Genomic DNA, 26,180 nt, shown 5'->3' on the forward strand with positions numbered 1-26,180 from the left:
GGCCGCCCTCGTACTGGTGGTACGAGGGCGGCCCGGCCGTGCGGCGAGGTGCCGTGCCAGGCGTCGCGGACCCACGAAGATCGGAGAGACGCCCCCTAGGGCTTGTGTCGGAAGTCCCGCCCGCGCGGGCGTCAGACGGCCCCGGCCTCGATGACGCTGAACGGGCTGGGCGCCCCCACCGGGGTCACGGCGAGGACGGCGAGACCGGCCCGGCCGCAGACCTCGTCGAAGTCCGCCCGGGTGCGCTCCTTCCCGCCCAGGTTCACCAGCATGTTCAGGTCGCTGAGGTACGCCGATCCCGCGTCGCCCGCGTCGACCGTCTCAGGCAGCACGTGCTCCAGGATCAGCACCCGCCCGTCGGCGGGGAGCACCGCGCGGATGTGGCTCAGGAGGGTCACCGCCCGCTCGTCCGACCAGTCGTGCACGATGCTCTTCAACAGGTACAGGTCGGCGCCCTGGGGTGCCGCGCGGAAGAAGTCGCCGGTCACCAGCGAGCAGCGGTCCGTGAGCCCGTGCTGTTCCAGCGTCGCCGGTGCCTGGGCGAGGCCCTCCTCCGTGTCGTAGATGATGCCGGTCAGGCCCCGGTGCCGGCGGAGGATGCCGGAGAGCAGGGTGCCGTCTCCGCCGCCGATATCGGCGACCGTGCTGAACCGGCCGAAGTCGTAGGCGCCCGGCAGGACTTCGGCGGTGGAGCGGGTGCTCTGGCTCATCGCCGCGTTGAACTGCGCCGACAGCGCCGGGTGTTCCTTCAGGTGGCCGAAGAAGTCCGTGCCGAACACCGCGTCGAAGGTGGTGGTGCCGGTCCGCACGGCGTCGTCGAGGTGGTCCCAGGCGCGCAGCATCGTCGGGTCGGTGAGCGCGTTCACCAGCGACGCCACGGACTGGGGGCGCCCCGGGTCGAGCAGCGCGCCGGTGGGCGTCACCGCGAAGGTCCCCGGCGCGCGCTCCTCCAGCAGCCGCAGGCTCGCCAGTGCGCGCAGCAGCCGGTTCATCGCCTCCGGGTGCGCCCCGGCCTCGGCGGCGACGTCGACGGCCGACCGTTCCTTGTCCCCGATCAGCTCGACCACCCTCAGCCGCGTGGCCGCGCGCAGGGTCTGGGCCGCCATGCTGCCGAACACCAGCTGCACCAGCCGCCGGGGGTCCGGGGCGTCCGCCGCGCCCTGCGCTCCCGCGGTTCCACCGTTCGTCACAGTCGTTCCCCTTCCGCTCCAAGCGGTGCGCGGCGGCGACCGGGCCACCACGCGAGTTAGGGCAGCCTAACTCGAAGTGCGGAGGGCGCGGCGGTACCCTCCGTCATTGATACGCGCGAAGTGATCCGCCCGGAGCCGCCGGGCGGTCGGCATCGATGCGCATGAATCGATTCACGGCGCGATGCACGGCGCTGACACGGGACGCCTCCCCACGACCGCTTCCGCCGCCGCCCAGTCCCCCGTACGCCCCGTATCCCCGGTGGGTTCGTACCGCCGGATCCGCTCGCTCGCGCGCACCTGCGCACGCAGCTCCGGCAGGCCTCCGGCGAGTACGCCCGCCGCGCGCGCCTGCACGAGGACGTTGCCGAGCGCGGCGGCCTCGGCAGGGCCCGCCTCCACCGGCAGGCCGCAGGCGTCGGCCGTCAGTCGGCAGAGCAGTTCATTGCGGGAGCCACCGCCGACGACGTGCACGGTGGCGGCGGTGCGCCCGGACAGGCGCTGCGCGTCGCCGAGCGCGACACGGTGCGCGAGCGCCAGCGAGTCGAGGACGCACCGGACGGTCTCCGCGCGCCCGCGCGGCTCCGGCCGCCCGGCCCGCCGGCAGGCCGCCGCGATCCGCTCCGGCATCCGGCCGGGCGCGAGGAACTCCGCGGAACCGGCGTCGACGACGGCCCGCAGCGGGGCGACGAGCGCGGCCTCCCGCAGCAGGTCGTCGAGCGCCCCGGGCCCCGCGCCGCCGCCCCCCGGCCCGTACCCCCACTCCCGCAGGCACTCCTGCAGCAGCCAGAGGCCCATGGTGTTGCGCAGATAGCGGACCGTCCCGTCGACACCCAGTTCGTTGCTGAAGTCGGCCCGCCTGCTCTCCTCGGTCAGGACCGGCGCGTCCAGTTCGAGACCGGCCAGCGACCACGTGCCGGTCGCCACGTACGCCACGACGGGGTCGGCGGCCGGGACGGCGACCACCGCGGACGCCGTGTCGTGCGAGGCGACCGCGGTGACCCGCACGGGGCCGGCGAGGCCGGTCTCGGCCAGCACTTCGGGGGCCAGTTCGCCGAGATGGTCGCCGGGCTGCCGCAGCGGCGGGAACAGCCCGAGGTCGATGCCGAGCGCGTCGGCGACGGGCCGGGACCAGTCGCGGGTGCGCGGGTCGACGAGCTGGGTGGTGGAGGCGTTGGTCAGCTCGGTGCCGCGCGCCGCCCCGCCGGTCAGCCAGTGGACGACCAGGTCGGGAATCATCAGGAGCGTGCGGGCCGCGGCGAGCCGGGACCCGCCCCGGGCGACGACGAGTTGGTTGACGGTGTTGAACGGCAGGGCCTGGATCCCGGTGTACCCGTACAGCTCCTGGGCGGACAGCACCTTGCCGACCCGCTCCCCCACCCCCTGCGTACGGGCGTCCCGGTAGTGCACGGGATTGCCGAGCAGGTCGCCGTCGGCGTCCAGGAGGCCGTAGTCGACGGCCCAACTGTCCACGCCCACCGAGGTGATGCGCCCGCCCGTGGCGGCACCGGCGGCCCGCAAGCCGTCCAGCACGCCCCGGTACAGGGCGAGCACGTCCCAGTACAACGTGGCCCCGACCCGCACCGGGCGGTTCGGGAACCGGTGCACCTCCTGGAGCGAGAGACCCCCGGGGCCCGCCCGCCCGACCATCACGCGCCCGCTGGACGCGCCGAGGTCGACGGCCGCGAAGGCCGGTGCGTCGTACGTCGGTTCGCGGTCGGTCAACGGAGCTCCTGAGGTCGGCGGCGACGCGGGCGTCGAGGAACGGCAGGGACAGCAAGGACGGCAAGGACGGCAAGCGGCGTGCACAGGTGCGTGAACCGGGAGGTGCGGGCGAAACGTCACGAGAGAGTCCGTGAATCGTTTCAAACAGGGAAGCTAGGAGGCGGCTGCCGCGCTGTCAACCCGTTGCCCGCCCTTCCACCGGACGCCGTGAGGCCCCGGCCACCCGCCGGGGCCTCGGTCGGCCTCCGTCAGTCGCCGCGCCCCAGCACCATCCAGTGGGAGGGCAACTCGATGGGCGTGCCGTCCGGGGTGTGTTCGGTGGTGGCCAGGGGGAGTTCGCCCTGCGCGACGACCGCGAGTCCGGCCGCGCCCACGTAGCCCGGCACCGCGTCGTCGTCGACCCCGGCGGGCGTGAGGCCGTGCGCGAAGACCGGGGCCAGCTTCGGCGGCGGGCCCGCCGGCCCCTGCACCAGGCCCATCAGGACGGGGTGCGCCGCCTCGGAGAGCTCCACGACGAAGGCGCGGCCGCGGTCGCCGAGCAGGGTGGCGACGGTGTCGAGCAGCGGCTGCCGGTCGGCGGGCTCGCACTGGTGCAGGACGCCCCGCATGTAGACGTTCATGTCGCCCAGTTCCGCGTGCAGTTGCCGCGCCTCGCCGCCCTCGACCGCGTCGAACTGCCGGAAGTCGGCCTGCCCCGCCGGGTCCGCGCGCCGGGCGTGCTCGACGGCGGCCGCCGACAGGTCGACGCCGAGGACCCGCGGGAAGCGGTCGGCGAGGAACCGTGTCTGCGTGCCGTTGCCGCAGCCGAGGTCGACGACGGGCAGGCCGACCGCGGCCAGGTGCGGTTCGAAGAGGGCGAGGTGGCGGGCCGCCGTACGGGCGGGCTCGGCGTCCCAGAAGACGGCCCCCTGCTCCTCCGGGGCGGCCCGCCAGAACCCCTCCCATGCCTCCCTGTACCGACTCGTGACGCTCATGTCCGTGCTCCCCGGGGTGCGACGAGAGCCGCCGAAGCCGGCGGCAAGATCGGTGTATCGCGCCCGGCGCCCGCAGACAAGGCGCGCGCCCGATCCCGCACGGCCCCTTGTGCCCCCGCCCGCCGGGCGCGCACCACGAGGCCGGGCGCCGCGGCCGTCGTCGCAGGCCTGTCCGGCGATCCGTCCGGTGAACTATCGCCGGGGCAGGGGTAGTTCGAACCAGACGGTCTTGCCCGTACGCGTCCGGCTCGTGCCCCACTCCTTCGCCAGCGCGCTCACCACCCGCAGACCGCGCCCGAACTCGTCGGCGGGGCCCGCGCTCAGCAGCGTCGGCAGCGTCTGGTCGTCGTCCTCGACCTCGCACGCCAGCACCCCGGAGCGGACCAGGCGCAGGTCGATCCGGCTGCTGCGGGAGTGCCGCACGACATTCGTCACGAGCTCACTGACGAGCAACTCGGCGGCGTCCACCAGGGGTTCGAGGGACCAGGACCGCAGCCGGGCGGCCACCAGCTCGCGGGCCCGGCTCACCTCGCTGGGGTCGACGGCGAGCCGCCAGAGGGCGACGTCCTCGGGGGCGATGCCGTTGAGGCGGGCCATCAGGAGCGCCACGTCGTCCTTGCGGCCGCCCCGCGTGTTGAGCGCCCTGATGATCGTGTCGCAGGCGTCGTCCATGGAGGCGGCGGGGTGCGCGGCGGACTCGGTCAGGGTGGCGAGACCGACGCCTATGTCCTCGCCGCGGACCTCGACGAGGCCGTCGGTGCACATCAGCAGCCGGTCGCCGGGCGCCACCGGGATCAGGACCGACTCGAAGGGCACGCCGCCGACGCCGATGGGCGCCCCGGTGGGCAGGTCGAGGAGTTCGCTGCGGCCGTCGTCGGCGCGGACCAGGACGGGCGGGATATGACCGGCGTTGGCGAGGTGCAGGACGCCCGCGATCGGGTCGTAGACCGCGTACAGGCAGGTCGCCAGGTAGTGCTCGCCGAGTCGCTGCGCGAGGTCGTCGAGGTTGCGCAGGAGCTGTTCGGGCGGCAGGTCGAGGGCGGCCATGGTCTGCACGGCCGTGCGCAACTGGCCCATCATCGCCGCCGAGTTCAGGCCGTGGCCCATGACGTCCCCGACGACGAGCGCGGTCCGCGACCCGGGCAGCTTCACCGAGTCGAACCAGTCGCCGCCGACCCGGCCGAGGAGGGTGCCGGGCAGATAGCGGGTGGCGATGTCGCAGCCGGACATCCGGGGCTGGATGTGCGGCAGCATGCTGTCCTGGAGGGTGTCGGCGACGCTCTCCTGGTACGTGTACATGCGGGCGTTGTCGAGCACGAGCCCGGCGCGGGCGGCCAGTTCGGCGCCGGTGACGCGGTCCATGTCGTTGAAGACCGGCCGCTCCCGGTGGCGGAGCAGGATCATGAAGCCGAGCACCACATTGCGCGCCTTCAGCGGGACGACGAGCATCGAACGGTGGTTGATCAGCGGGCGGATGTCCCGCTTCTCGAACTGGGAGGCGATGGCGTTGCCCATCTCCTCGGTGATGCGGGGCACGAGGACCGGATCGCCGGACGTCATGCACTGGAAGAACGGCGTGTGGGCGGGGAAGGGCATGGACTCGCCGACCGGCACGACGTCGTCCCAGCGGCCCGGCTCGTCGGTGTGCTCCACGGCGACCCGGTGCCACAGGGTGGTCTCGTCCGGCGGGCCCTCGGGGAAGCCCTCGCCCGCGACGACCTGTTCGCGCAGATAGGTGCCGGCCACATCGGTGAAGCGGGGCACGACCGCGCGGCTCACCTCCAGGATCGTCCGCGACAGGTCGAGCGAGGAGCCGATGCGCCCGCTGACCTCGTTGAGGAACTCCAGGCGCTCGCGCACCGCGGTGTACTCGATGTCCTCGCCCTCGTCGCCCTCTCCGTGCAGGGCCTCCGGCGCGGGCAGCCCGTGGGCCGCGGCGCGGGCGGCGCGCTGCTTGCGCTCCTTGCGCTCGACGCGGCGGGCCACGCCCCAGTCCGGCGTGACGGGCACCCGGTCCTGGTGGCTGAACTCCAGGACGGGATAGCCCAGTTCGAGGATCTGGGCGACGATGCGGGCGCTCTCGCCGACGCTCATGCTCGGCAGGATCTCGGGGAGCCGGGCGGCGAGCTCGTCCGCGCCCGGGAAGTCGGTGTGCAGGGCGAAGCCGGGCGCGATCCGCTCGACCTGCGCCGCACGCCCGCCCGGTTCGCCCGGCTCGCTGCGCGCCTCGTCGGCCGCGGCCAGCCGCCCGGCGTCGGCGGCGAGCACGAGGAGCCGCTCGGGTCCGGGCCCGACGAGCGGATAGGCCCACCAGAGCACGTCGAGCCGGGTGCGGCCGCCGTCGGGGCCCGCGCCCGGCTCGGTCAGCCGGGCCCGGCCGGTGGCCGGGTAGGAGATGCGTCCGTCGAGGGAGGTCTCCAGGTCGGGGCCCAGACCGTCGACGGCCCCGTAGGTCCCGTACGCCCCGTAGGGTTCGCGGTCCTCGGGTATCGCGCCGTGCACCGGGAGCAGGTCGCCGACGGGGCGGCCGACGGCCTCCTCCTTGGCGCACCCGAAGAGGCGGCGCGCGCCGACGCTCCAGTGCGAGACGAGGCCGGCGCCGTCCACGACGACCACGGCCAGGGGAATGCGGCCGGACGCGGCACTCTGCGTCACCGGCTCGCCCGGAGTGCCTCGTTCCATGGCTCATGCTCCTTCCCGCGGCGGCGCAAGATCTGAGCCGCCACCAACCACCGTACGGCCGTGGCAGGTTGCCGTGCGGGGCAATGCGGGAATTGGCCCGGGCGCCGGGCCACCGGCGCACGCCCCCCTCCGTCCGCGGCGGTCAGTCCTCGTGGCCGAGCTGGAGGTCCCGCTCGGTGCGGCCGCCGCCCGCGACCTGGAGCACGGTGGCGACCGGCGGGTAGCCGGCGGCGATCACGGTGTACTCGCCGGAGGACAGGTCGACGAAGCGGAACGTGCCGTCGGCGCCGGTGGTGAGGGTGTCCACGACGTTGCCCGCGGCGTCCAGCAGCGTCACGCGTGCGTCCTCCACGGTCCGCCCGCCGCTGGCCCGCACGGTCCCCCGCAGCACGGCGCCGCCCGCGAGCTCCACGTCCTGGCGGGTCTCGCGGGAGGCCTGGACGCTGACCGGCAGCGCGGCGGGGCGGAACGCGGGGGCGCTCGCCGCGAGGGTGTACTCGCCGGCCACGAGCTCCGTGATGACGTAACTGCCCTCGCGCCCGCTGCGGGTGGTGGCGACGACCTCGCCCCGGACGTCGGTGAGGGTGACGGCGGCGTCCCTGACGGGCATGCCGTCGGCGGTGACGACCGTGCCGGCGAGGCGGCCCGCCCCGCCGAGGACCACGTCGAGCTCGACGGGCCGCTCGCCGACGGTGACGGTGACGGCCTGCGGCTGGTGCCCGCCCGCCGCCGCGATCAGCACGAACGAGCCGGTGCCGGGGGTGGCCAGGGCGTACCGTCCGTCGTCGCCGCTCGCGCCGCGCCCGATCTGCTGCCCGGCGACGTCGATGAGGGTGAGGGCCGCGCGGGGCACGACGGTGCCGTCGGGGTGCTGCACGGTGCCGCAGACGGGGACCCCGGCGGCGTACGCCGTCGTACGGGCCTGGGGGACGGTCACGGGGTCGGCGGCGGGCGCGGGGGCGGGGACGGCGGTGTTCTGGGAAGCGGCACTGGACAACAGGGGGGTCTCCTTGAGGAAGAAGGCGAGCAGCATGCCGAGGACGAGCACCGGCACCAGATAGAGGAAGATCCGCGGCATCGCGTCGGCGTAGGCCTGGATGTAGCCCTCGCGCAGCGGCGCGGGCAGCGCGTGGACCAGCTGCGGGGTGATGGACTCGGCGTCGGGCAGGCCGGGGCCCGGCCCGGTGGGCAGCCGGTCCGTGAGCGCGTCGGCGAGCCGGTCGGCGAAGAGCGTGCCGAAGATCGCGGCGCCGACGCTGCCGCCGATCTGCCGGAAGTAGTTGTTCGCGCTGGTGGCGGTGCCGAGGTCGGCGGGGCGCACCGCGTTCTGCACGGCGAGCACGAGGACCGGCATGACCAGGCCGATGCCCGCGCCGAGCACGGCCATCCAGACGCTGTACTCCAGCCGGGAGGTGTCGACCTCGAGCCGGGACAGCAGCCACATGCCGACGACGGAGAGCACCCCGCCGACGATCGGGTAGATCTTGTAGCGGCCGGTGTGGCTGATGAGCTGGCCGGAGATGATCGAGGCGCCGACGATGCCGCCCATCATCGGCAGCATGAGCAGGCCGGACTCGGTGGCGCTGGCGCCGTCGACCATCTGCAGGAAGGTCGGCAGGTAACTGGCCGCTCCGAAGAGGGCGACGCCGACGACCATGCCGATCAGGCTGGTGATGTTGAAGACCGGGTCGCGGAAGAGCCGCAGCGGGATGATCGGTTCTGCCGCGTACTTCTCGGCGACCAGGAAGAGGACGCCGGCCACGACGGCCCCGGCACCGAGTCCGATGATGACCCGGTCGCCCCACGCGTACTCGGTGCCGCCCCAACTGGTCAGCAGGACCAGGCAGGTGGAGGCCGCGGCGAGCAGCAGCGCGCCGAGCACGTCGATGCGGGCCTTGGCGGTGGGCCTGGGCAGCTTCAGGACGAGTGAGACGACGACGAGGGTGACCAGGCCGAAGGGCACGTTGAAGTAGAAGCACCAGCGCCAGGAGGCGTGGTCGGTGAAGAAGCCGCCGAGCAGCGGTCCGGCGACCGAGGCGAGGCCGAACGCGGCGCCGATCAGGCCCATGTAGCGGCCGCGCTGCCGGGGCGGCACGATGTCCGCGATGATGGCCTGTACGCCGATCATCAGGCCGCCCGCGCCGACTCCCTGGATGGCGCGGAAGGCGATGAGCTGGTCCATCGTCCGTGACCAGCCGGCGAGCGCCGAGCCGATGATGAAGATGACGATGGCGAACTGGAAGACGCCCTTGCGGCCGAAGAGGTCGCCGAGCTTGCCGTAGATGGGCAGCCCGATGGTGGAGGTCAGCAGGTACGCGGTGATCGCCCAGGACATCTTGTCGAGGCCGTGCAGCTCTCCGACGATCTTCGGGAGCGCGGTGGCGACGATCATCTGCTCCAGGGCGGCGAGCAGCAGCGCGAGCATGAGCCCGACGAAGACCATCCGCACCCGGCTGGGGCTGAGCCCGTGCGCGGCGGGGTCGGGCGGCGGGGGCGGCGCCCCGCCCGGCCCGCGGCCTCCCGGCGCCGGCGGGGCGTCGGCGACCGTGGCCGGCCGTCCGTCCCGCTCGCTCTGCTCGTCCTGCCCGGCGACCTTCACCAGCGTCGTCCCGCCCACGTACTGCTCCCGTCGTCGCGCCTGCGCCGCCCATTTCTCGCATTACGCGACAACTACGAGCAAGCGCGACGAGTCGGCCCCGCACGGGGCCTCACGGGCGTAAGCGCCGGTCGGAGCCCTACGGCGTACAACGGAGCCGGACGGAAAACCACTCGAAACGGTGAGCGTGGGAACAACCCTGATGGGCTACAAGGGAGTTGGGCGGGCGGGGGGGGGGGGGCGCCCCCCCCCCCCCGGGCCCCCCCCCCCGGCCCCCCCCCCCCCCGCCGCGGGGGGGGGGGGGGGGGGGGGGGGGGGGGGGGGGGGGGGGGGGGGGGGGGGGGGGGGCCCGCCCCCCCCCCCCCCCCCGCCCGGTACCGCGGGACTACTTCTTCTCGACCTCGGCGGCGAGGTTGCCGAGCACGCTGTCGTAGATGCGGCCGAGGCCCTTGGGCGCGAAGGTCTTCTCGAAGAAGCCGCCGATGCCGCCCGCGCCGTTCCACACGGTGGTGACGACGACCCGGGAGGCGCCCTCGCCCGCCGGGGTCACCCGCCAGGTCGTGACCATGGAGGAGTTGCGGTCCTTCTCGACCAGCTCGCCGTCCGTGGGCTCGCTGACCTCGAGGAGGCAGTCGCGGATCCGCTTGCTGGTGGCCTGCAGCTTCCAGTGGACGAGGGTGCCCTCGCCGTCGCCGCCCTCGCGCACCTCGTATTCGCTGAAGTGCTCCGAAAGGAGCTTCTCTCGCGTGCCGTTGTAGTCGGCCAGCGCGTCGAAGACGTCGTCCGGCTGTGCCGTGATGATCCGCTCCGCGGTCGCCTCGACCTGCGCCATTGCACTTCCTCCAGCACTTGTTTCTCGGGGGCTTCACGGAAAGCCAACCACCCGGCACACCGGGCCCCCAAATCGGGTCCCCGCACGGGGCGGTGGTCAGCCGGGCAGGAGCCGCAGCGAGACCCACAGGGCGAGGGTGGAGAGGACCAGGGCGGCGGGGGTGGTGAGCAGCCCGAGCCGGGTGAACCGGCCTAGGTCCACCTCGTGTTCGTGCTGGTGGGCGATGCGCCGCCACAGCAGGGTCGCGAGGGATCCCGCGTAGGTGAGGTTCGGTCCGATGTTCACGCCGATCAGCACGGCGAGGACGGCCCCGGGACCGGCCGGGGCGGCCAGCGGGACCAGGGCGAGCACGGCGGGCAGGTTGTTGATCAGGTTGGCGAGCAGCGCGGCGACGGCGGCGGTGCCGAGCAGCGCGGGCAGGCTCGTGCCGTCCGGCAGGACCCGGCCGAGGGCGTCGCCGAGGCCGTTGTCGACGACGGCCCTGACGACGATGCCGAGCGCGAGGACGAAGGCGAGGAAGGGCAGCTGGGCCGAGCGCAGGATGGCCACCGGGGTCGTCCGGCGGCGCAGCAGGTCCCGTACGGCGAGGACGCCCGCCCCGGCCGCGGCCGCCCAGGCCGGATCGATGCCGAGGGTGGAGGCCACGGCGAAGCCGGCGAGCGTGGCGGCGACGGTGACGAGGGCGAACAGCGGCATCCGCGGCGCCTCGGCGGCCTCGCTCCCCTCGGCGGGCGCGTCGAGATCGGCGGCGAAGAAGCGCCGGAAGACCACGTACTCGACGGCGATGGCCACCAGCCAGGGCAGCGTCATGAGCAGCGCGAAGCGCGTGAAGCTCAGCCCGGCCGCGGTGAAGGCCAGCAGGTTCGTGAGGTTCGAGACGGGCAGCAGGAGGGACGCGGTGTTGGACAGGTGGGCGCTGGCGTAGACGTGCGGCGCGGGCCGGGCGCCCATGCGGGCGGCGGTGGCGAAGACGACCGGGGTCAGCAGGACCACGGTGGCGTCCAGGCTGAGCGCCGCGGTGATCACCGAGGCGAGGCCGAAGACGGCGCCGAGCAGCCGCCGGGGGCGGCCCGCGGCCCGGCGCGCCATCCAGCTGCCGCAGGCACGGAAGAGGCCCTCGTCGGCGCAGAGCTTGGCGAGCACGAGGACGGCGGCCAGGAAGCCGATCACGGGTCCGAGCCGCTCCGCCTCGTCCCGTACGTCGTCGAGCGGGATCGCCCCGGCCAGGATCACCACGCCGGCGGCCGGCACGGCGAAGGCGGCCTCGGGCCAGCGGAAGGGGCGGATGACGGCACAGACCAGCACCACACCCAGGGCGGCGACGGAGAGGGACTCGACGAGCATGTTCCGATCATCCATCCCGCGGCGGCCGGGGCCGAACGGGGTCCCGGCCCTGGCCGCCGCCGTCCGGGTGCGAAACGGGTTCGCACGATCAAGGGAACGTATGTTCTATTCTGTGGTCAGTGCTACCGAGGAGGCGTCATGCGCTGGGAGAACCTCTCCGACGGACCGCGCCGGGGCACCGCGGACGCCGCGCTGTTCGGCGCGGACGCGGTCACCACGCGAACCTTCGACACCCCGGAATTCGCCGGGATCACCTTTCACGAGGTGCGGGCCAGGTCGATCGTGAACCGGGTGCCGGGCGCGTCCCGCATGCCGTTCGAATGGACCGTGAACCCCTACCGGGGCTGCACGCACGCGTGCGTCTACTGCTTCGCGCGCAAGACGCACAGCTATCTGGACCTGGACACCGGCCTCGGCTTCGACAGCCAGATCGTCGTCAAGGTCAACGCCGCCGAACTGCTGCGCCGCCAGCTCGCCTCGCCGCGCTGGCACGGCGACCACATCGCCATGGGCACGAACGTGGACTGCTACCAGCGCGCGGAGGGCCGCTACCGCCTGATGCCGGGCATCATCGAGGCGCTGCGCGAGCGCGCGAACCCCTTCTCGATCCTGACGAAGGGCACGCTGATCCTGCGCGACCTCGACCTGCTGCGCCAGGCCGCCGCAGTGACGGACGTCGGCATATCCGTCTCCGTGGGCTTCACCGACCAGGAGCTGTGGCGCACCGTCGAGCCGGGCACGCCCGCGCCGGAGCGGCGCCTGGACGTCGTCCGCACGCTGACCGGCCACGGCATCGGCTGCGGGGTCCTGATGGCCCCCGTCATCCCCTTCCTGGGCGACCACCCCGACCAGCTGCGGGCCACGGTGCGGGCCGTCGCGGCGTCCGGCGCGACCTCGGTGACCCCGCTGGTGCTGCATCTGCGGCCCGGCGCGCGCGAGTGGTTCATGACGTGGGTCGCGCGGCACCACCCGCATCTGGTGCGGCGGTACGAGCGGCTCTACGCCGAAGGGGCCTACGCCCCGAAGTGGTACCAGCGCCGGATCACCCGTCACGTGCACGAGCTGGCCGAGGAGTTCGGCATCGGGCCCACGCGGGCGGCGGCCGCGCGACGGATCCGGCCGCCCGAGCCGGACGGCCCCGGGGCCGCGCACACCGCGCCCGCCGAGGGGCCCACCCAGCTGACCCTGCTCTGAGCGGCTGAGCGGCTGCCCGGCCGGGCGGCTGGGCGGCTTGGCCGTGAGCGGCGTGCCCCTTTCGGGTCATTTACCCCACCGGCGGCTTCCGGCAGGTGGTGATTTCGGGAACATGCGCCAAGGGCCACGGCCTGCGGGGCCCCGAACCCGCCGCTCTGGGAGGCCGGATGAAGAAACGCGCCGTCGCACTCTGCTCAGTCGCCGCCGCGACAGCCGCCATGGTCACGGCGGTGCCGACCGCATCGGGCACACCGGCGGCCCCCGGCGGCCCGTACGCCGTGCGCACCGGGCCCGGCCCCCTCGGCTGGAAGAAGTGCGCCACCGAGGAGTACCCGAAGCTCCAGTGCGCGTCCCTGAAGGTCCCGCTCGACCACCGCGATCCGCACGGCCGGAAGATCACCCTGGCCCTGTCCCGCGTCGCGCACTCCGGGAAGGCCTTCCAGGGGCCGCTCCTGGTGAACCCCGGCGGCCCCGGCGGCAGCGGGCTGACCATGGCCGGCTCCGTCGCCAAGTCGCTGCCGAAGAAGGTCGCCGCGCAGTACGACGTCATCGGCTTCGACCCGCGGGGCGTCGGCAGGAGCAAGCCCGCGCTGAACTGCCGCCCCGGGCACTTCACGCCCACCCGTCCCGCCTCCGTGCCGACGTCGGCGGCCGTGGAGCAGGCGAACGTGCACCGGGCGCGGGCCTTCGCCCGGGCCTGCGGCAAGAAGTACGGCGACGTCCTGCCCTTCATCGACAGCGTCAGCGCGGCCCGGGACCTGGACGCCGTCCGTGCCGCCCTCGGCGCCGAACGCATCAACTACTTGGGCTACTCGTACGGCACCTACCTGGGCGCGCTCTACGGCAAGCTCTACCCGCACCGGGTGCGCCGCATGGCGCTCGACTCCCTCGTCGACCCGACGGGCGTCTGGTACCACGACAACCTCCGCCAGGACTACGCCTTCGACGACCGCCACAAGGCGCTGATGGCCTGGATCGCCCGGCACCACGCGACGTACCACCTCGGCAAGGACCCCGCGAAGGTCGAGGCCCGCTGGAACGCGCTGCGCACGACGCTCGCCGAGAAGCCCGCGGGCAAGAAGGTGGGCGCCGCCGAGCTGGAGGACACCTTCCTGCCGGGCGGCTACTACAACGGCTACTGGCCCTACCTGGCCAAGGTGTTCGCGGCGTACGTGAACGACAAGGACGCCGTCCCGCTGGTCACCGCGTACGAGAACCTCGCCGCGGTCGACACCGCGGGCGAGAACGGCTACAGCGTCTACACCGCCGTGCAGTGCCGGGACGCCCACTGGCCCCGTGACGGACGCACCTGGCGCGAGGACAACGACCGGGTGCACGCGAAGGCCCCGTTCTCCACCTGGAACAACGCCTGGTACAACGCGCCGTGCGCGTTCTGGCCGACGCGCTCCCTGGTCCCGCCGGACGTCGCCACCTCCGCGCTGCCGCCCGTCCTGCTGTTCCAGGCGACCGACGACCCGGCGACGCCGTACGACGGCGCCATCGCCCTGCACCGCAAGCTGCGCGGCTCGCGCCTGGTGGTCGAGCGGGGCGGCGGCAACCACGGCGTCACCCTGAGCGGGAACGGCTGTCTGGACCGGCACCTGGCCGCGTACCTGACGTCGGGCAAGCTGCCGGACAGCGGCGGCGAGGTCGACGCGGTGTGCAAGGCCCAGCCGGACCCCGAGCCCCGCAACGCCACCCGCGCCGCCGACGACATCCCCCGCAGGGCGCTGCCGGTCGCCGGCCGCGGAGCGCCGTAGGCGTTCCGCACAGCCCCGCAGCCCCGCAGCCGGGGCGGGCGCGCGCCGCTCGCCCGCCCCGGCTCACTCCGGGAGCCTGGCCAGCGCCGCCGATGCCGCCGCCGCCAGGCGCGGGTGGCCGCGCGCGGCCGTCAGGACCGGCCTGGCCCTCGCGTCCCCGAGGGCTCCCAGCCCCTCCACGCACGCGAGCGCGATCTTGCCGTAGGGGTCGTGCGGGGCCAGCCTCCGCTGCAGGGTGGTGATCAGGGCGGGGGCCGACTCCGGGGCACGCAGCTCGGTGAGCAGGCGCACCGGGTACAGCGCGTAGGCGACGCGCAGTTCGTTGGTCGCGAGGGCCGCCGCCGCCCGCGCCGTGCGCGGATCGCCGAGCCGGGCCAGCGCGTGGGCCGCGGCGGCGCACCGGGGCGGGTCCCGGTGGTTGAGGAGGAGGACGAGCGACTCGAAGGCCCTGCGGTCCCCGGCGACGCCCAGCCTGAACGCCGCCAACTCCCGTGCCCACAAGGGCCGCCCGGGCGAGACGAGCACCTCGGCCAGCTCGTCGAGGTCACCGGTGGCGACCAGCCTCTCGTACTCCTTCGATCCACCCGCCTCGGCGCGTAAGCGTTCCGTCACCGTCCGCAACTCCTCATCCATGGCCGCGAGCCTAAGCCTTACCCAGCGGTCGCGATGTAGATCACAGACATCGGGAAACTTCCGGGACTGGCGCGCTCGTTACCCGCCGGTTAGTCTCATGTGAGCGGGGCACACTCCCCGTAGCAGTTCTTTCTCGCGGTGGCCTGGTGACGCAGCCGCCGCGAGCGCTGTGGTCGGTTCGGTACTTCATGTACCTCAGTACGACGTGGCCCCGGGACAGGGCCGGTCGGCTTCTCACCGGGCGTTCCCCTCGCGCCGCCCGGACGCGACAGGCATCACCTCCCGCCCGCCGTGCGGCAGCAGCCGCACCCGCGCGCGCCCCTCAGTCGTCACTCTCTTCCTGGAGTCCACGCATGGACACTCCCTTGAACACCGTCGCCGTCATCGGTCTGGGCACGATGGGCACCGGCATCACCGAGGTCCTGGCCCGCGCGGGCCGCGAGGTCATCGGCATCGACATCTGCCGGACCGCCGCGACCCAGGCCGTCGAGTCCCTGGAGGCCTCGACCGCCCGCGCGGTGCGCCGCGAGCGGCTCACCGAGGAGGAGCGCCGCGGCATCCTCGCCCGCGTCCGCACCTTCACCGACCTGCGGGCGGCGGCCGATGCCGACCTGGTCATCGAGGTCGTCCCGGAGTCGTACGAGATCAAGCAGCGGGTCGTGCGCGAGCTGGACGGCATCGTGCGCCCCGGCACGATCATCGCGACCGGCACCAACGCGCTGTCCGTGACCCGGCTCGCCGCCGAATCGCAGCGCCCCGAGCGGGTGTTGGGCCTGCACTTCTTCAACCCGGCGCCGGCGATGAAGCTCGTCGAGGTCGTCTCGTCCGTGCTGACCGCGCCCGCCGCCGTCGCCGCGGTGACCGACCTGGCGTACGCCCTGGGCAAGGAGCCGGTGGCGGTCGGCGACCGGCCCGGCTTCGTCGCCGACGGGCTGCTGTTCGGCTACCTCAACCAGGCGGCGGCGATGTACGAGGCGAAGTACGCCTCCCGCGAGGACATCGACGCGGCGATGAAGCTCGGCTGCGGCCTGCCGATGGGCCCGCTCGCGCTGCTCGACCTGATCGGCGTGGACACCGCCCGCACGGTCCTCGACGCCATGTACGCCGAGTCGCAGGACCGGCTGCACGCGCCCGCGCCGATCCTCAAGCAGCTCAGCGAGGCGGGGCTGACCGGCCGCAAGTCGGGCCGCGGCTTCTACACGTACGCCGCGCCGGGCGGCTCCGAGGTGGTGCACGACGCGCTGACCCCGCTGGAGGGCGAGGCGCGGCGGCCGGGCCGCGAGGTCCGCTCGGTCGGTGTCGCGGGCTCCGGGACGATGGCGTCGGGCATCGCGGAGGTCTTCGCCAAGGCGGGCTTCGACGTGGTGCTCGCCGCGCGCAGCGAGGAGAAGGCCGAGCGGGCCAAGGCCCGTATCGGCACGTCCCTGGCGCGCTCGGTCGACAAGGGAAGGATGACGGCCGAGGCCGCGGCGCAGGCACTGGAGCGGATCACGCCCGCCGGGTCGTACGAGGCGTTCGCCGACGTCGACCTGGCCCTGGAGGCCGTCGCCGAGGACCTGGAGATCAAGCAGGAGCTGTTCGCGACGCTCGACAAGGTCTGCAGGCCGGGCGCGATCCTCGCCACCACGACGTCCTCGCTGCCGGTCGTGGCCTGCGCCCGGGCCACCACGCGGCCGCGCGACGTGATCGGCATGCACTTCTTCAACCCGGCCCCGGCGATGAAGCTGGTCGAGGTGGTCCGCACCGTCGTGACCGACGACGACGTGCACGCCACGGTCCGCGAGGTCTGCACGAGGATCCGCAAGCACCCGGTGGACTGCGGCGACCGGGCGGGCTTCATCGTGAACGCGCTGCTGTTCCCGTACCTCAACAACGCGATCAAGATGGTGCAGGAGCACTACGCCACGCTGGACGACATCGACGCCGCGATGAAGCTCGGCGGCGGCTACCCCATGGGCCCCTTCGAGCTCCTGGACGTGGTCGGCCTGGACGTCTCGCTGGCGATCGAGAAGGTCCTGCACCGCGAGTTCCGCGACCCGGGCCTGGCCCCGGCGCCGCTGCTCGAGCACCTGGTGGCCGCGGGCTGCCTCGGCCGCAAGACGGGCCGTGGCTTCCGCGAATATGCCCGGCGCTGAGGCGGCCGAGGGGCGCAGGGGCGAACGGACGGACTGGGGCGGGCTGCTCGAACCCTCGGGCAGCCCCGTCCCTCAGGAGCACCTCGCCGCGCACATGCAGTACGTTCGTGGCATGTCCAAGGCCGTCAAGTCCTCACGCAACGCGACCCCCGACGCTCCGGAGAGCGCCGCGGGCAGCCGTGCCGCCGCCCAACGCCTCAAGATGCGCCGGGAGCTGGCGGCCGCGGCCATGGAGCTCTTCGCGTCCAAGGGCTACGAGGCGACGACGGTCGACGAGATCGCCGCCGCGGCGGGCGTGGCCCGGCGCACCTTCTTCCGCCACTTCCGCTCCAAGGAAGAGGCGATCTTCCCGGACCACGACGACACCCTGATCCGCGCGGAGGCGGTGCTGAACGCGGCACCGCCGCACGAGCACCCGCTGGACACGGTGTGCCGGGGCATCAAGGAAGTCATGAAGATGTACGCGGCCTCGCCCGCGGTCTCCGTGGAGCGCTACCGCCTCACCCGTGAGGTGCCCACGCTCCGCGAGCGCGAGATCGCCTCGGTGGCCCGCTACGAACGGCTCTTCACCCGCTATCTGCTCGGCCACTTCGACGAGCAGGCGCACCACGACGGCAACGACGATCCGCTGCTGGCCGAGGTCGCCGCCTCCGCGGTCGTCACCGCCCACAACCACGTCCTGCGGCGCTGGCTGCGGGCCGGCGGCCAGGGCGACGTGGAGAACCAGCTGGACCACGCGTTCGCGATCGTGCGCCGCACCTTCGGCAGCGGCATCGGCGCGGGCCGCGACACGCTGCCCGCCACGGCCGCGGCGACGGCGTCCACGCAGGGCGAGGTGCTCGTCACGGTGGCCCGGACGGACGCCCCGCTGGACGAGGTCATGCGGACCATCGAGAAGGCGTTGCGCGAGCGCCAGTAGTCACCCGTTTGACCCGTTTTGCCCGTGCCTTTTCAGGGGGCGCTACCGACCGGTAGCGCCCCCTTCCGCATGCCCGCCACCCCCTCTGACCTGCACTGATCGATCATCGGTCAAAAAATAATGGCACCCAGTGTCTTGCCCGTTGGCACGCGGTGCCATACGTTGATGTTGTCCGGGCGGCCGGCGTACAGGGATCTTGCGTACGTCGGCTGTCCCCACAAGCCACGGCTTGAGCGCCCGGACGCCTGCGTCACAGGCACCTCTCACGCCCCACCAAGGCGTCGCCGAGCACCACACCTCGCCGAACCGACGGCACACCCTCCACCGCAACTTCAGCACCCGACGCAACCCTCAAGAGCGTTCCCCTCAGACGCTTCTTCGCCGGAGGCAAAACCGTGAAGGAAATCCTGGACGCGATTCAGGCCCAGACCGTGACCGAGAGCGGCACCGCCGCCGTCACGTCCGCCGACTTCGCCGCTCTCCCCCTGCCCGAGTCGTACCGCGCGATCACCGTGCACAAGGACGACGCGGAGATGTTCGCGGGCCTCGAGACCCGCGACAAGGACCCCCGCAAGTCCCTCCACCTGGACGACGTGCCGATCCCGGAACTCGGCCCGGGCGAGGCCCTGGTGGCCGTCATGGCCTCCTCGGTCAACTACAACTCCGTGTGGACCTCGATCTTCGAGCCGCTGTCGACCTTCAACTTCCTGGAGCGCTACGGCCGGCTCAGCGAGCTCACCAAGCGCCACGACCTGCCGTACCACGTCATCGGGTCCGACCTGGCGGGCGTCGTGCTGCGCACCGGCCCGGGCGTGAACGCCTGGAACCCGGGCGACGAGGTCGTCGCGCACTGCCTCAGCGTCGAGCTGGAGTCCTCCGACGGCCACAACGACACGATGCTCGACCCCGAGCAGCGCATCTGGGGCTTCGAGACCAACTTCGGCGGGCTCGCCGAGATCGCCCTGGTGAAGTCCAACCAGCTGATGCCCAAGCCGGGCCACCTCAGCTGGGAGGAGGCCGCCTCCCCCGGCCTGGTGAACTCCACCGCGTACCGCCAGCTCGTCTCCCGCAACGGCGCCGGCATGAAGCAGGGCGACAACGTCCTGATCTGGGGCGCGAGCGGCGGCCTCGGCTCGTACGCGACGCAGTTCGCGCTGGCCGGCGGCGCCAACCCGGTCTGTGTGGTCAGCAGCCCCCAGAAGGCGGAGATCTGCCGCGCCATGGGCGCCGAGGCGATCATCGACCGCAACGCCGAGGGCTACAAGTTCTGGAAGGACGAGCGCACCCAGGACCCCAAGGAGTGGAAGCGCTTCGGCAAGCGCATCCGCGAGTTCACCGGCGGCGAGGACATCGACATCGTCTTCGAGCACCCCGGCCGGGAGACCTTCGGCGCCAGCGTCTACGTGACCCGCAAGGGCGGCACCATCACCACCTGCGCGTCCACCTCGGGCTACATGCACGAGTACGACAACCGCTACCTGTGGATGTCCCTCAAGCGCATCATCGGCTCCCACTTCGCCAACTACCGCGAGGCGTGGGAGGCCAACCGCCTGATCGCCAAGGGCAAGATCCACCCGACGCTCTCGAAGGTGTACCACCTTCAGGACACCGGCCAGGCCGCCTACGACGTCCACCGCAACCTCCACCAGGGCAAGGTCGGCGTCCTCGCCCTCGCACCCGAGGAAGGCCTCGGCGTGCGCGACCCGGAGCTGCGGGCCCGGCACATCGACGCGATCAACCGTTTCCGCAACGTCTGAACGCACTGAGGAGCAGCGGAACATGACAGAGCGCCAGAAGGACCGGCCGTGGCTCATGCGGACGTACGCCGGTCATTCCACGGCAGAGGCGTCCAACGAGTTGTACCGGCGCAACCTCGCCAAGGGGCAGACGGGCCTTTCGGTCGCGTTCGACCTGCCCACGCAGACCGGCTACGACCCCGACCACATCCTCGCCCGCGGCGAGGTAGGCCGGGTCGGTGTGCCCGTCTCGCACCTCGGTGACATGCGGCGGCTGTTCCAGGACATCCCCCTGGAGCAGATGAACACCTCGATGACGATCAACGCCACCGCCATGTGGCTTCTGGCGCTCTATCAGGTGGTCGCGGAGGAGCAGGGCGCGGACATCGCCGAGCTCCAGGGCACGACGCAGAACGACATCGTCAAGGAGTACCTCTCGCGCGGGACGCACGTCTTCCCGCCGGTTCCCTCGCTGCGCCTGACCACCGACATGATCACGTACACGGTGGCGCACATCCCCAAGTGGAACCCGATCAACATCTGCAGCTACCACCTCCAGGAGGCGGGGGCCACACCGGTCCAGGAGATCGCGTACGCGATGTCCACCGCCATCGCGGTTCTCGATGCCGTACGCGACTCAGGGCAGGTCCCCGAGGAGAAGTTCGGGGACGTCGTGGCCCGCATCTCCTTCTTCGTGAACGCCGGTGTGCGGTTCATCGAGGAGATGTGCAAGATGCGGGCGTTCGGGCGGATCTGGGAACAGATCACGCTCGAGCGGTACGGCATCGAGAACCCGAAACAGCGCCGGTTCCGCTACGGCGTGCAGGTCAACTCGCTGGGCCTGACCGAGGCCCAGCCGGAGAACAACGTCCAGCGCATCGTCCTGGAGATGCTGGCCGTCACCCTCTCCAAGGACGCACGCGCGCGTGCCGTGCAGCTGCCCGCCTGGAACGAGGCGCTGGGGCTGCCCCGGCCCTGGGACCAGCAGTGGTCGCTGCGCATCCAGCAGGTCCTCGCGCACGAGAGCGACCTCCTGGAGTACGAGGACATCTTCGCGGGCTCGCACGTCGTCGAGGCCAAGGTCGGCGCCCTCGTCGAGGAGGCGCTCACCGAGATGGAGCGCATCGAGAAGATGGGCGGCGCGATGGCCGCCGTCGAGTCCGGCTACCTCAAGTCGCAGCTCGTCTCCTCGCACGCCGAGCGCCGGGCGCGCATCGAGTCCGGCGAGGAGAAGATCGTCGGTGTGAACTCCTACGAGTCGACCGAGCCGAGCCCGCTCACCGCGGACCTGGACGCGGCGATCATGACGGTCGACCCCACGGTCGAGGCGCGTCTGGTGCGGGAGCTGGGACAGTGGCGCGACACCCGCTACCAGCCGCCGTTCAACCACCCGCGCCCCTGCAAGGCCCTGGAGCGCCTCAAGGAGGTGGCGGCCGGCACGGGCAACCTCATGGAGGCCACCCTGGAGTGCGCACGCGCCGGTGTGACGACCGGTGAGTGGGCCGGGGCCCTGCGGGAGGTCTTCGGGGAGTTCCGGGCGCCCACGGGCGTCTCCAGCGCCCCGGTGGCGGTCGTGGCGGAGGAGGGCTCGCCGCTCGCCCTGGTGCGCGAGAAGGTCGCGCGCACCGCCGAGGACCTCGGCGGCGGCCGGCTGCGCTTCCTGGTCGGCAAGCCCGGCCTCGACGGGCACTCCAACGGCGCCGAGCAGATCGCGGTGCGCGCCCGCGACGCCGGCTTCGAAGTCGTCTACCAGGGCATCCGCCTCACCCCCGAGCAGATCGTCGACGCGGCCCTCGCCGAGGACGTGCACGCGGTCGGCCTGTCCATCCTGTCGGGCTCGCACGCGGAGCTCGTGCCGGACGTGCTCGTGCGGCTGCGCGAGGCCGGCGCGCCCGACATCCCCGTCATCGCCGGGGGCATCATCCCCAACAAGGACGCCGAGACCCTGAAGGCGGCGGGTGTGGCCGCCGTCTTCACCCCCAAGGACTTCGGCATCACCGAGATCATCGGCCGTATCGTCGACGAGATCCGGAAAGCGAACCACCTCGACCCCCTGGAGGTCCCCGCATGACCGCGCCCATCAACCGTCTCCGTCCGCGCCGCTCGTGTCTGGCGGTACCGGGATCGAACCCGCGCTTTTTGGAGAAGGCCCAGGGCCTGCCCGCCGACCAGGTCTTCCTCGACCTGGAGGACGCCTGCGCGCCGCTCGCCAAGCCCGAGGCGCGGCACACCATCGTGAAGTTCCTCAACGAGGGCGACTGGACGGGCAAGACCCGGGTCGTGCGGGTCAACGACTGGACCACCGAGTGGACGTACCGCGACGTCGTCACGGTCGTCGAGGGCGCCGGCCAGAACCTCGACTGCATCATGCTGCCGAAGGTCCAGACGGCCGACCAGGTCGTCGCCCTCGACCTGCTGCTGACCCAGATCGAGAAGACGATGGGCTTCGAGGTCGGCAAGATCGGCATCGAGGCGCAGATCGAGAACGCGCGCGGCCTCAACAACGTCGACGCGATCGCCGAGGCCTCCCCGCGCGTGGAGACCATCATCTTCGGCCCGGCCGACTTCATGGCGTCCATCAACATGAAGTCCCTGGTCGTCGGCGAGCAGCCGCCCGGCTACCCGGCGGACGCCTACCACTTCATCCTGATGAAAATCCTCATGGCCGCCCGCGCCAACGACCTCCAGGCCATCGACGGCCCCTACCTGCAGATCAAGAACGTGGACGGCTACCGCGAGGTCGCGGGCCGCGCCGCCGCGCTCGGCTTCGACGGCAAGTGGGTGCTGCACCCCGGCCAGGTCGAGGCCGCCAACGAGGTCTTCTCCCCCTCGCAGGAGGACTTCGACCACGCCGAGCTGATCCTGGACGCGTACGAGTACTGCACGTCCGAGGCCGGCGGCAAGAAGGGCTCGGCGATGCTCGGCGACGAGATGATCGACGAGGCGAGCCGGAAGATGGCGCTCGTCATCTCCGGGAAGGGCCGTGCGGCCGGGATGACCCGCACGTCCAAGTTCGAGGCCCCGGAGGCGTAAGACACATGCAGTTCGGCCGCACCTACGAAGAGTTCGAAGTCGGCGCCGTGTACAAGCACTGGCCCGGAAAGACGGTCACCGAGTACGACGACCACCTCTTCTGCCTGCTGACCATGAACCACCACCCGCTCCACCTGGACAGCAACTACGCCGAGCGGACGACGGACTTCAAGAAGAACGTCGTCGTGGGCAACTACATCTACTCGCTGCTCCTGGGCATGTCCGTCCCGGACGTCTCCGGCAAGGCCATCGCCAACCTGGAGGTCGAGTCGCTCAAGCACGTGGCGCCGACCTTCCACGGCGACACGATCTACGGCGAGACGACCGTCCTCGACAAGACCCCGTCGAAGTCCAAGTCGGACCGCGGGATCGTGTACGTGGAGACCAAGGGTTACAAGCAGGACGGCACCTTGGTCTGCGTCTTCCGCCGCAAGGTGATGGTGCCCACCGAGACGTACATCAAGGAGCGCGGCGGCGAGCAGCCGGGCCGCCCGGAGCTGAACGCCCCTTCGAAGAGCACGGAGAAGCAGCCATGAGCCGACTCGCGCAGACCGCCGGTCTCACCGACATCCAGCAGGAGATCCTGTCCACGGTCAGGGACTTCGTCGACAAGGAGATCATCCCGGTCGCGACCGACCTGGAGCACCGTGACGAGTACCCGCAGCAGATCGTCGACGGCCTCAAGGAGTTGGGCCTGTTCGGGCTCATGATCCCGGAGGAGTACGGCGGTCTGGGCGAGTCGCTGCTCACGTACGCGCTGTGCGTCGAGGAGATAGCGCGTGGCTGGATGTCGGTCTCCGGCATCATCAACACCCACTTCATCGTCGCCTACATGCTCAAGCAGCACGGCACGCAGGAGCAGAAGGAGACGTTCCTGCCGCGGATGGCGGCCGGCGAGGTGCGCGGCGCGTTCTCCATGTCGGAGCCCGGCCTCGGCTCCGATGTGTCGGCGATCACCTCCAAGGGCGTCAAGGACGGCGACGAGTACGTCCTCAACGGTCAGAAGATGTGGCTGACCAACGGCGGCACGTCGACCCTGGTGGCCGTTCTGTGCCGAAGTGACGAAGGACACCCCGAAGGCACCGCCCCGCACAAGTCGATGACGACCTTCCTCGTGGAGAAGGAGCCCGGTTTCGGCGAGGTCCGCCCCGGCCTCACCATCCCCGGCAAGATCGACAAGATGGGTTACAAGGGCGTCGACACGACCGAACTCATCATGGACGGGCTACGAATTCCGGCCAATCGCGTGCTCGGCGGCACGACCGGACGAGGTTTTTACCAAATGATGGACGGCGTCGAGGTCGGGCGCGTCAATGTCGCGGCACGTGGCTGCGGCGTCGCTCAGCGTGCCTTTGAGCTGGGCGTCTCGTATGCCCAGCAACGCCACACTTTCGGCAAGGCGATCGCCCAGCACCAGGCGATCCAGTTCAAGCTGGCCGAGATGGCTACCAAGGTCGAGGCCGCCCATGCGATGATGGTGAATGCAGCGCGCAAAAAGGACTCCGGGGAGCGAAACGACCTCGAAGCAGGGATGGCGAAGTACCTCGCCTCCGAGTACTGCAAGGAAGTCGTGGAGGACGCGTTCCGGATTCATGGTGGCTACGGCTTCTCGAAGGAGTACGAGATCGAGCGTCTCTACCGGGAGGCACCGATGCTGCTGATCGGTGAAGGTACCGCCGAGATCCAGAAAATGATCATTGGCCGACGACTACTCGAAGAGTATCGATTCCAGGGCTAGATGCCCGGTTTGGGCCGCTTTCGCCGAGAAGAAGATCACACCCTGTCAACACTCTTCGGCCGCCGACTCGGCTTCCTGGCTTGCCCAGTTGTGGCTCGCAACCGATAGCATCCGGAAAAAGCCGCCGTCCCCCGTTCACTGCGCGGCATCATCCGCTACGAAGGTCATCCATGCCCCACAGCCAAACCTCTGCACCACGCGACGGCATTCTTCAGGGACGCCTTGCTCGCGGAGCATCGCCGTGGCTCCTGCCGACCGTCGCCACCGCGGCACTCAGTCTCGCCCGTGCGCGTCGCTCCAAGGGCGCCGCGGCCGTCGCCGTACCCGCCACCGCACTGGCGGCGGGCATGCTGTGGTTCTTCCGCGACCCCGAGCGCGAGATCGCTCAGGGCCGGGTCATCTCCCCCGCCGACGGTGTGGTGCAGAGCATCATGCCGTGGAAGGACGGGCGTACCCGCGTCGCCATCTTCATGAGCCCGCTGAACGTCCACGTCAACCGCGCGCCCCTCGCCGGCACGGTGACGTCCGTGGAGCACATCCCCGGCGGGTTCGTCCCGGCGTTCAACAAGGAGAGCGAGAACAACGAGCGCGTTGTCTGGCACTTCGACACCGAGCTCGGCGACATCGAGATGATCCAGATCGCGGGCGCGGTCGCGCGGCGCATCGTGCCGTACGTGCCGCAGGGCACGAAGGTGGAGCAGGGCGAGCGGATCGGCCTGATCCGTTTCGGCTCGCGCGTCGACATCTACCTCCCCGAGGGTGTCGAGGTGGACGTCGAGGTCGGTCAGAAGACCGTGGCTGGGGTGACTCGCATTGACCGTGGTTGATCCAGAGACACAGGCGGGCTGGGTGCCCGAGGCCGCGGAGGACGAGGCCGACGAGGAGATGCCTCTCTCACTCCGCCTCTCGATAGCGGACACCCTCACGCTCGGTAACGCCACGTGCGGGTTCATGGCGGTGTACTTCACTACCACGGGCATCCTCATCCCGCACCTCCAGGGCAGCAACGAGAGCGGCATGGCGCGGCACTCCGCCGCGACCGCCGTGATCCTGATGCTCTGCGCGGCCGTCTTCGACCTCTTCGACGGACTCGTCGCCCGCAAGCTGCGGTCCTCGCCGATGGGCGCGGAGCTCGACAACCTGTCGGACCTGATCAGCTTCGGTCTGGCGCCGGCGTACTTCGTCCTCGTCTACGGCATGGTCGCCGACGACGCCCACCAGCGGGTGGCGGCGGTCGGCGCGATCGTCGTGCTGCTGGCGGTGGTGCTGCGGCTTGCGCGGTTCAGCTGCGTGACCGTGAAGGACGGCACCTTCCAGGGCATGCCGTCGCCGTTCGGCGCGCTGACGGTCGTCTCGATCGTGCTCCTGGAGCTGCCCTTCGTGGCGACGCTCCTGGCGATCATCGGCACGGCCTGGCTCATGGTCAGCCGCGTCGAGTACCCGAAGCCGCGGGGCCCCCTCGCGGTGGCCATGCTGTCGTGGATCGTCGCCGCCATGGGGCTGCTCGCGGCCTGGGCGTTCGACGCCCCGGGCGGCCAGGTGCTGCTACAGACCGGCTGCGCCCTGCAGGTCGTCCTCGGCGCGGTGATCCCCCTCTTCGCCACGGCCCGGAGGGTGAACAACTTCCGGGACAACCGGCGTGAGGCGCGCGCGGCCCAGTTGCCGTAACGGCGCGGGGCCCGAGCGGCGCCC

The 26,180-nt window shown here is 71.8% G+C and carries 19 protein-coding genes; 11 read left to right on the plus strand and 8 right to left on the minus strand.

Annotated features, from left to right (window positions below; translation table 11 throughout):
• Positions 1–131 precede the first annotated feature (131 nt).
• The 7 genes from ACFYXE_RS36330 to ACFYXE_RS36360 all read right to left on the minus strand — a co-directional run bounded on the left by ACFYXE_RS36330 (position 132) and on the right by ACFYXE_RS36360 (position 11,340).
• A complete protein-coding gene (locus ACFYXE_RS36330; protein ID WP_389320372.1) occupies positions 132–1,106 on the minus strand; it encodes a methyltransferase in 975 nt (324 codons plus the stop codon).
• Between the two features lie 255 nt (positions 1,107–1,361).
• Positions 1,362–2,837, minus strand: a complete 1,476-nt coding sequence (locus tag ACFYXE_RS36335; RefSeq protein WP_389320375.1) for a rhamnulokinase family protein — start codon at positions 2,835–2,837, stop codon at positions 1,362–1,364.
• Between the two features lie 323 nt (positions 2,838–3,160).
• Positions 3,161–3,886: a class I SAM-dependent methyltransferase gene (locus ACFYXE_RS36340; RefSeq protein WP_389320232.1), complete on the minus strand. Its 726-nt coding sequence runs from the start codon at positions 3,884–3,886 to the stop codon at positions 3,161–3,163.
• A 192-nt stretch (positions 3,887–4,078) separates the two neighbouring features.
• Entirely contained in the window at positions 4,079–6,568 is a 2,490-nt protein-coding gene (locus ACFYXE_RS36345; protein ID WP_389320235.1) for a SpoIIE family protein phosphatase, read from the minus strand.
• A gap of 142 nt (positions 6,569–6,710) precedes the next feature.
• The gene (locus ACFYXE_RS36350; protein ID WP_389320238.1) at positions 6,711–9,185 is read right to left on the minus strand and encodes an MFS transporter; all 2,475 of its coding nucleotides are present in this window, start codon (positions 9,183–9,185) and stop codon (positions 6,711–6,713) included.
• Between the two features lie 364 nt (positions 9,186–9,549).
• Positions 9,550–9,996 (minus strand): SRPBCC family protein, encoded by a 447-nt coding sequence (locus tag ACFYXE_RS36355; protein WP_389320241.1) that lies wholly within the window; start codon positions 9,994–9,996, stop codon positions 9,550–9,552.
• Between the two features lie 96 nt (positions 9,997–10,092).
• The gene (locus ACFYXE_RS36360; RefSeq protein WP_389320244.1) at positions 10,093–11,340 is read right to left on the minus strand and encodes an SLC13 family permease; all 1,248 of its coding nucleotides are present in this window, start codon (positions 11,338–11,340) and stop codon (positions 10,093–10,095) included.
• Between the two features lie 138 nt (positions 11,341–11,478).
• On the opposite strand from ACFYXE_RS36360, the gene ACFYXE_RS36365 reads away from it, so the two are divergent.
• Together ACFYXE_RS36365 and ACFYXE_RS36370 are read left to right on the plus strand one after the other, a co-directional pair.
• Complete coding sequence (locus ACFYXE_RS36365; protein ID WP_389320247.1) at positions 11,479–12,534, plus strand: Rv2578c family radical SAM protein; 1,056 nt, start codon at positions 11,479–11,481, stop codon at positions 12,532–12,534.
• A 167-nt stretch (positions 12,535–12,701) separates the two neighbouring features.
• Positions 12,702–14,294: an alpha/beta hydrolase gene (locus tag ACFYXE_RS36370; protein WP_389320250.1), complete on the plus strand. Its 1,593-nt coding sequence runs from the start codon at positions 12,702–12,704 to the stop codon at positions 14,292–14,294.
• A 63-nt stretch (positions 14,295–14,357) separates the two neighbouring features.
• On the opposite strand, the gene ACFYXE_RS36375 is transcribed toward ACFYXE_RS36370, so the two are convergent.
• Entirely contained in the window at positions 14,358–14,927 is a 570-nt protein-coding gene (locus ACFYXE_RS36375; RefSeq protein WP_361176646.1) for an adenylosuccinate lyase, read from the minus strand.
• Between the two features lie 353 nt (positions 14,928–15,280).
• Here ACFYXE_RS36375 and ACFYXE_RS36380 point away from each other — a divergent pair, with 353 nt between their 5' ends.
• The 9 genes from ACFYXE_RS36380 (at position 15,281) to pssA (ending at position 26,156) form a co-directional block, all read left to right on the plus strand.
• On the plus strand, positions 15,281–17,062 hold the full coding sequence (locus ACFYXE_RS36380) for a 3-hydroxyacyl-CoA dehydrogenase family protein (protein ID WP_389320254.1): 1,782 nt from the start codon (positions 15,281–15,283) through the stop codon (positions 17,060–17,062).
• Between the two features lie 94 nt (positions 17,063–17,156).
• Positions 17,157–17,981, plus strand: a complete 825-nt coding sequence (locus tag ACFYXE_RS36385) for a TetR family transcriptional regulator (RefSeq protein ID WP_361176663.1) — start codon at positions 17,157–17,159, stop codon at positions 17,979–17,981.
• A 395-nt stretch (positions 17,982–18,376) separates the two neighbouring features.
• The gene (ccrA, locus tag ACFYXE_RS36390; protein WP_389320257.1) at positions 18,377–19,738 is read left to right on the plus strand and encodes a crotonyl-CoA carboxylase/reductase; all 1,362 of its coding nucleotides are present in this window, start codon (positions 18,377–18,379) and stop codon (positions 19,736–19,738) included.
• A gap of 22 nt (positions 19,739–19,760) precedes the next feature.
• A complete protein-coding gene (locus ACFYXE_RS36395) occupies positions 19,761–21,788 on the plus strand; it encodes a protein meaA (protein ID WP_389320260.1) in 2,028 nt (675 codons plus the stop codon).
• Complete coding sequence (locus tag ACFYXE_RS36400; protein WP_389320263.1) at positions 21,785–22,750, plus strand: HpcH/HpaI aldolase/citrate lyase family protein; 966 nt, start codon at positions 21,785–21,787, stop codon at positions 22,748–22,750. The genes ACFYXE_RS36395 and ACFYXE_RS36400 overlap by 4 nt, the downstream gene beginning before the upstream one ends.
• A 5-nt stretch (positions 22,751–22,755) precedes the next feature.
• Positions 22,756–23,286 carry a MaoC family dehydratase gene (locus tag ACFYXE_RS36405; protein WP_389320266.1) on the plus strand — a complete coding sequence of 177 codons (531 nt, stop codon included), beginning with the start codon at positions 22,756–22,758 and terminating at the stop codon, positions 23,284–23,286.
• On the plus strand, positions 23,283–24,488 hold the full coding sequence (locus ACFYXE_RS36410) for an acyl-CoA dehydrogenase family protein (RefSeq protein WP_098245862.1): 1,206 nt from the start codon (positions 23,283–23,285) through the stop codon (positions 24,486–24,488). The genes ACFYXE_RS36405 and ACFYXE_RS36410 overlap by 4 nt, the downstream gene beginning before the upstream one ends.
• 170 nt (positions 24,489–24,658) lie before the next feature.
• On the plus strand, positions 24,659–25,315 hold the full coding sequence (locus tag ACFYXE_RS36415; RefSeq protein WP_078593758.1) for a phosphatidylserine decarboxylase: 657 nt from the start codon (positions 24,659–24,661) through the stop codon (positions 25,313–25,315).
• Positions 25,302–26,156: a CDP-diacylglycerol--serine O-phosphatidyltransferase gene (pssA, locus tag ACFYXE_RS36420; RefSeq protein ID WP_361176634.1), complete on the plus strand. Its 855-nt coding sequence runs from the start codon at positions 25,302–25,304 to the stop codon at positions 26,154–26,156. The genes ACFYXE_RS36415 and pssA overlap by 14 nt, the downstream gene beginning before the upstream one ends.
• Positions 26,157–26,180: the final 24 nt, after the last annotated feature.

Source organism: Streptomyces sp. NPDC002564 (genome assembly GCF_042889645.1).
GTDB lineage: Bacteria > Actinomycetota > Actinomycetes > Streptomycetales > Streptomycetaceae > Streptomyces.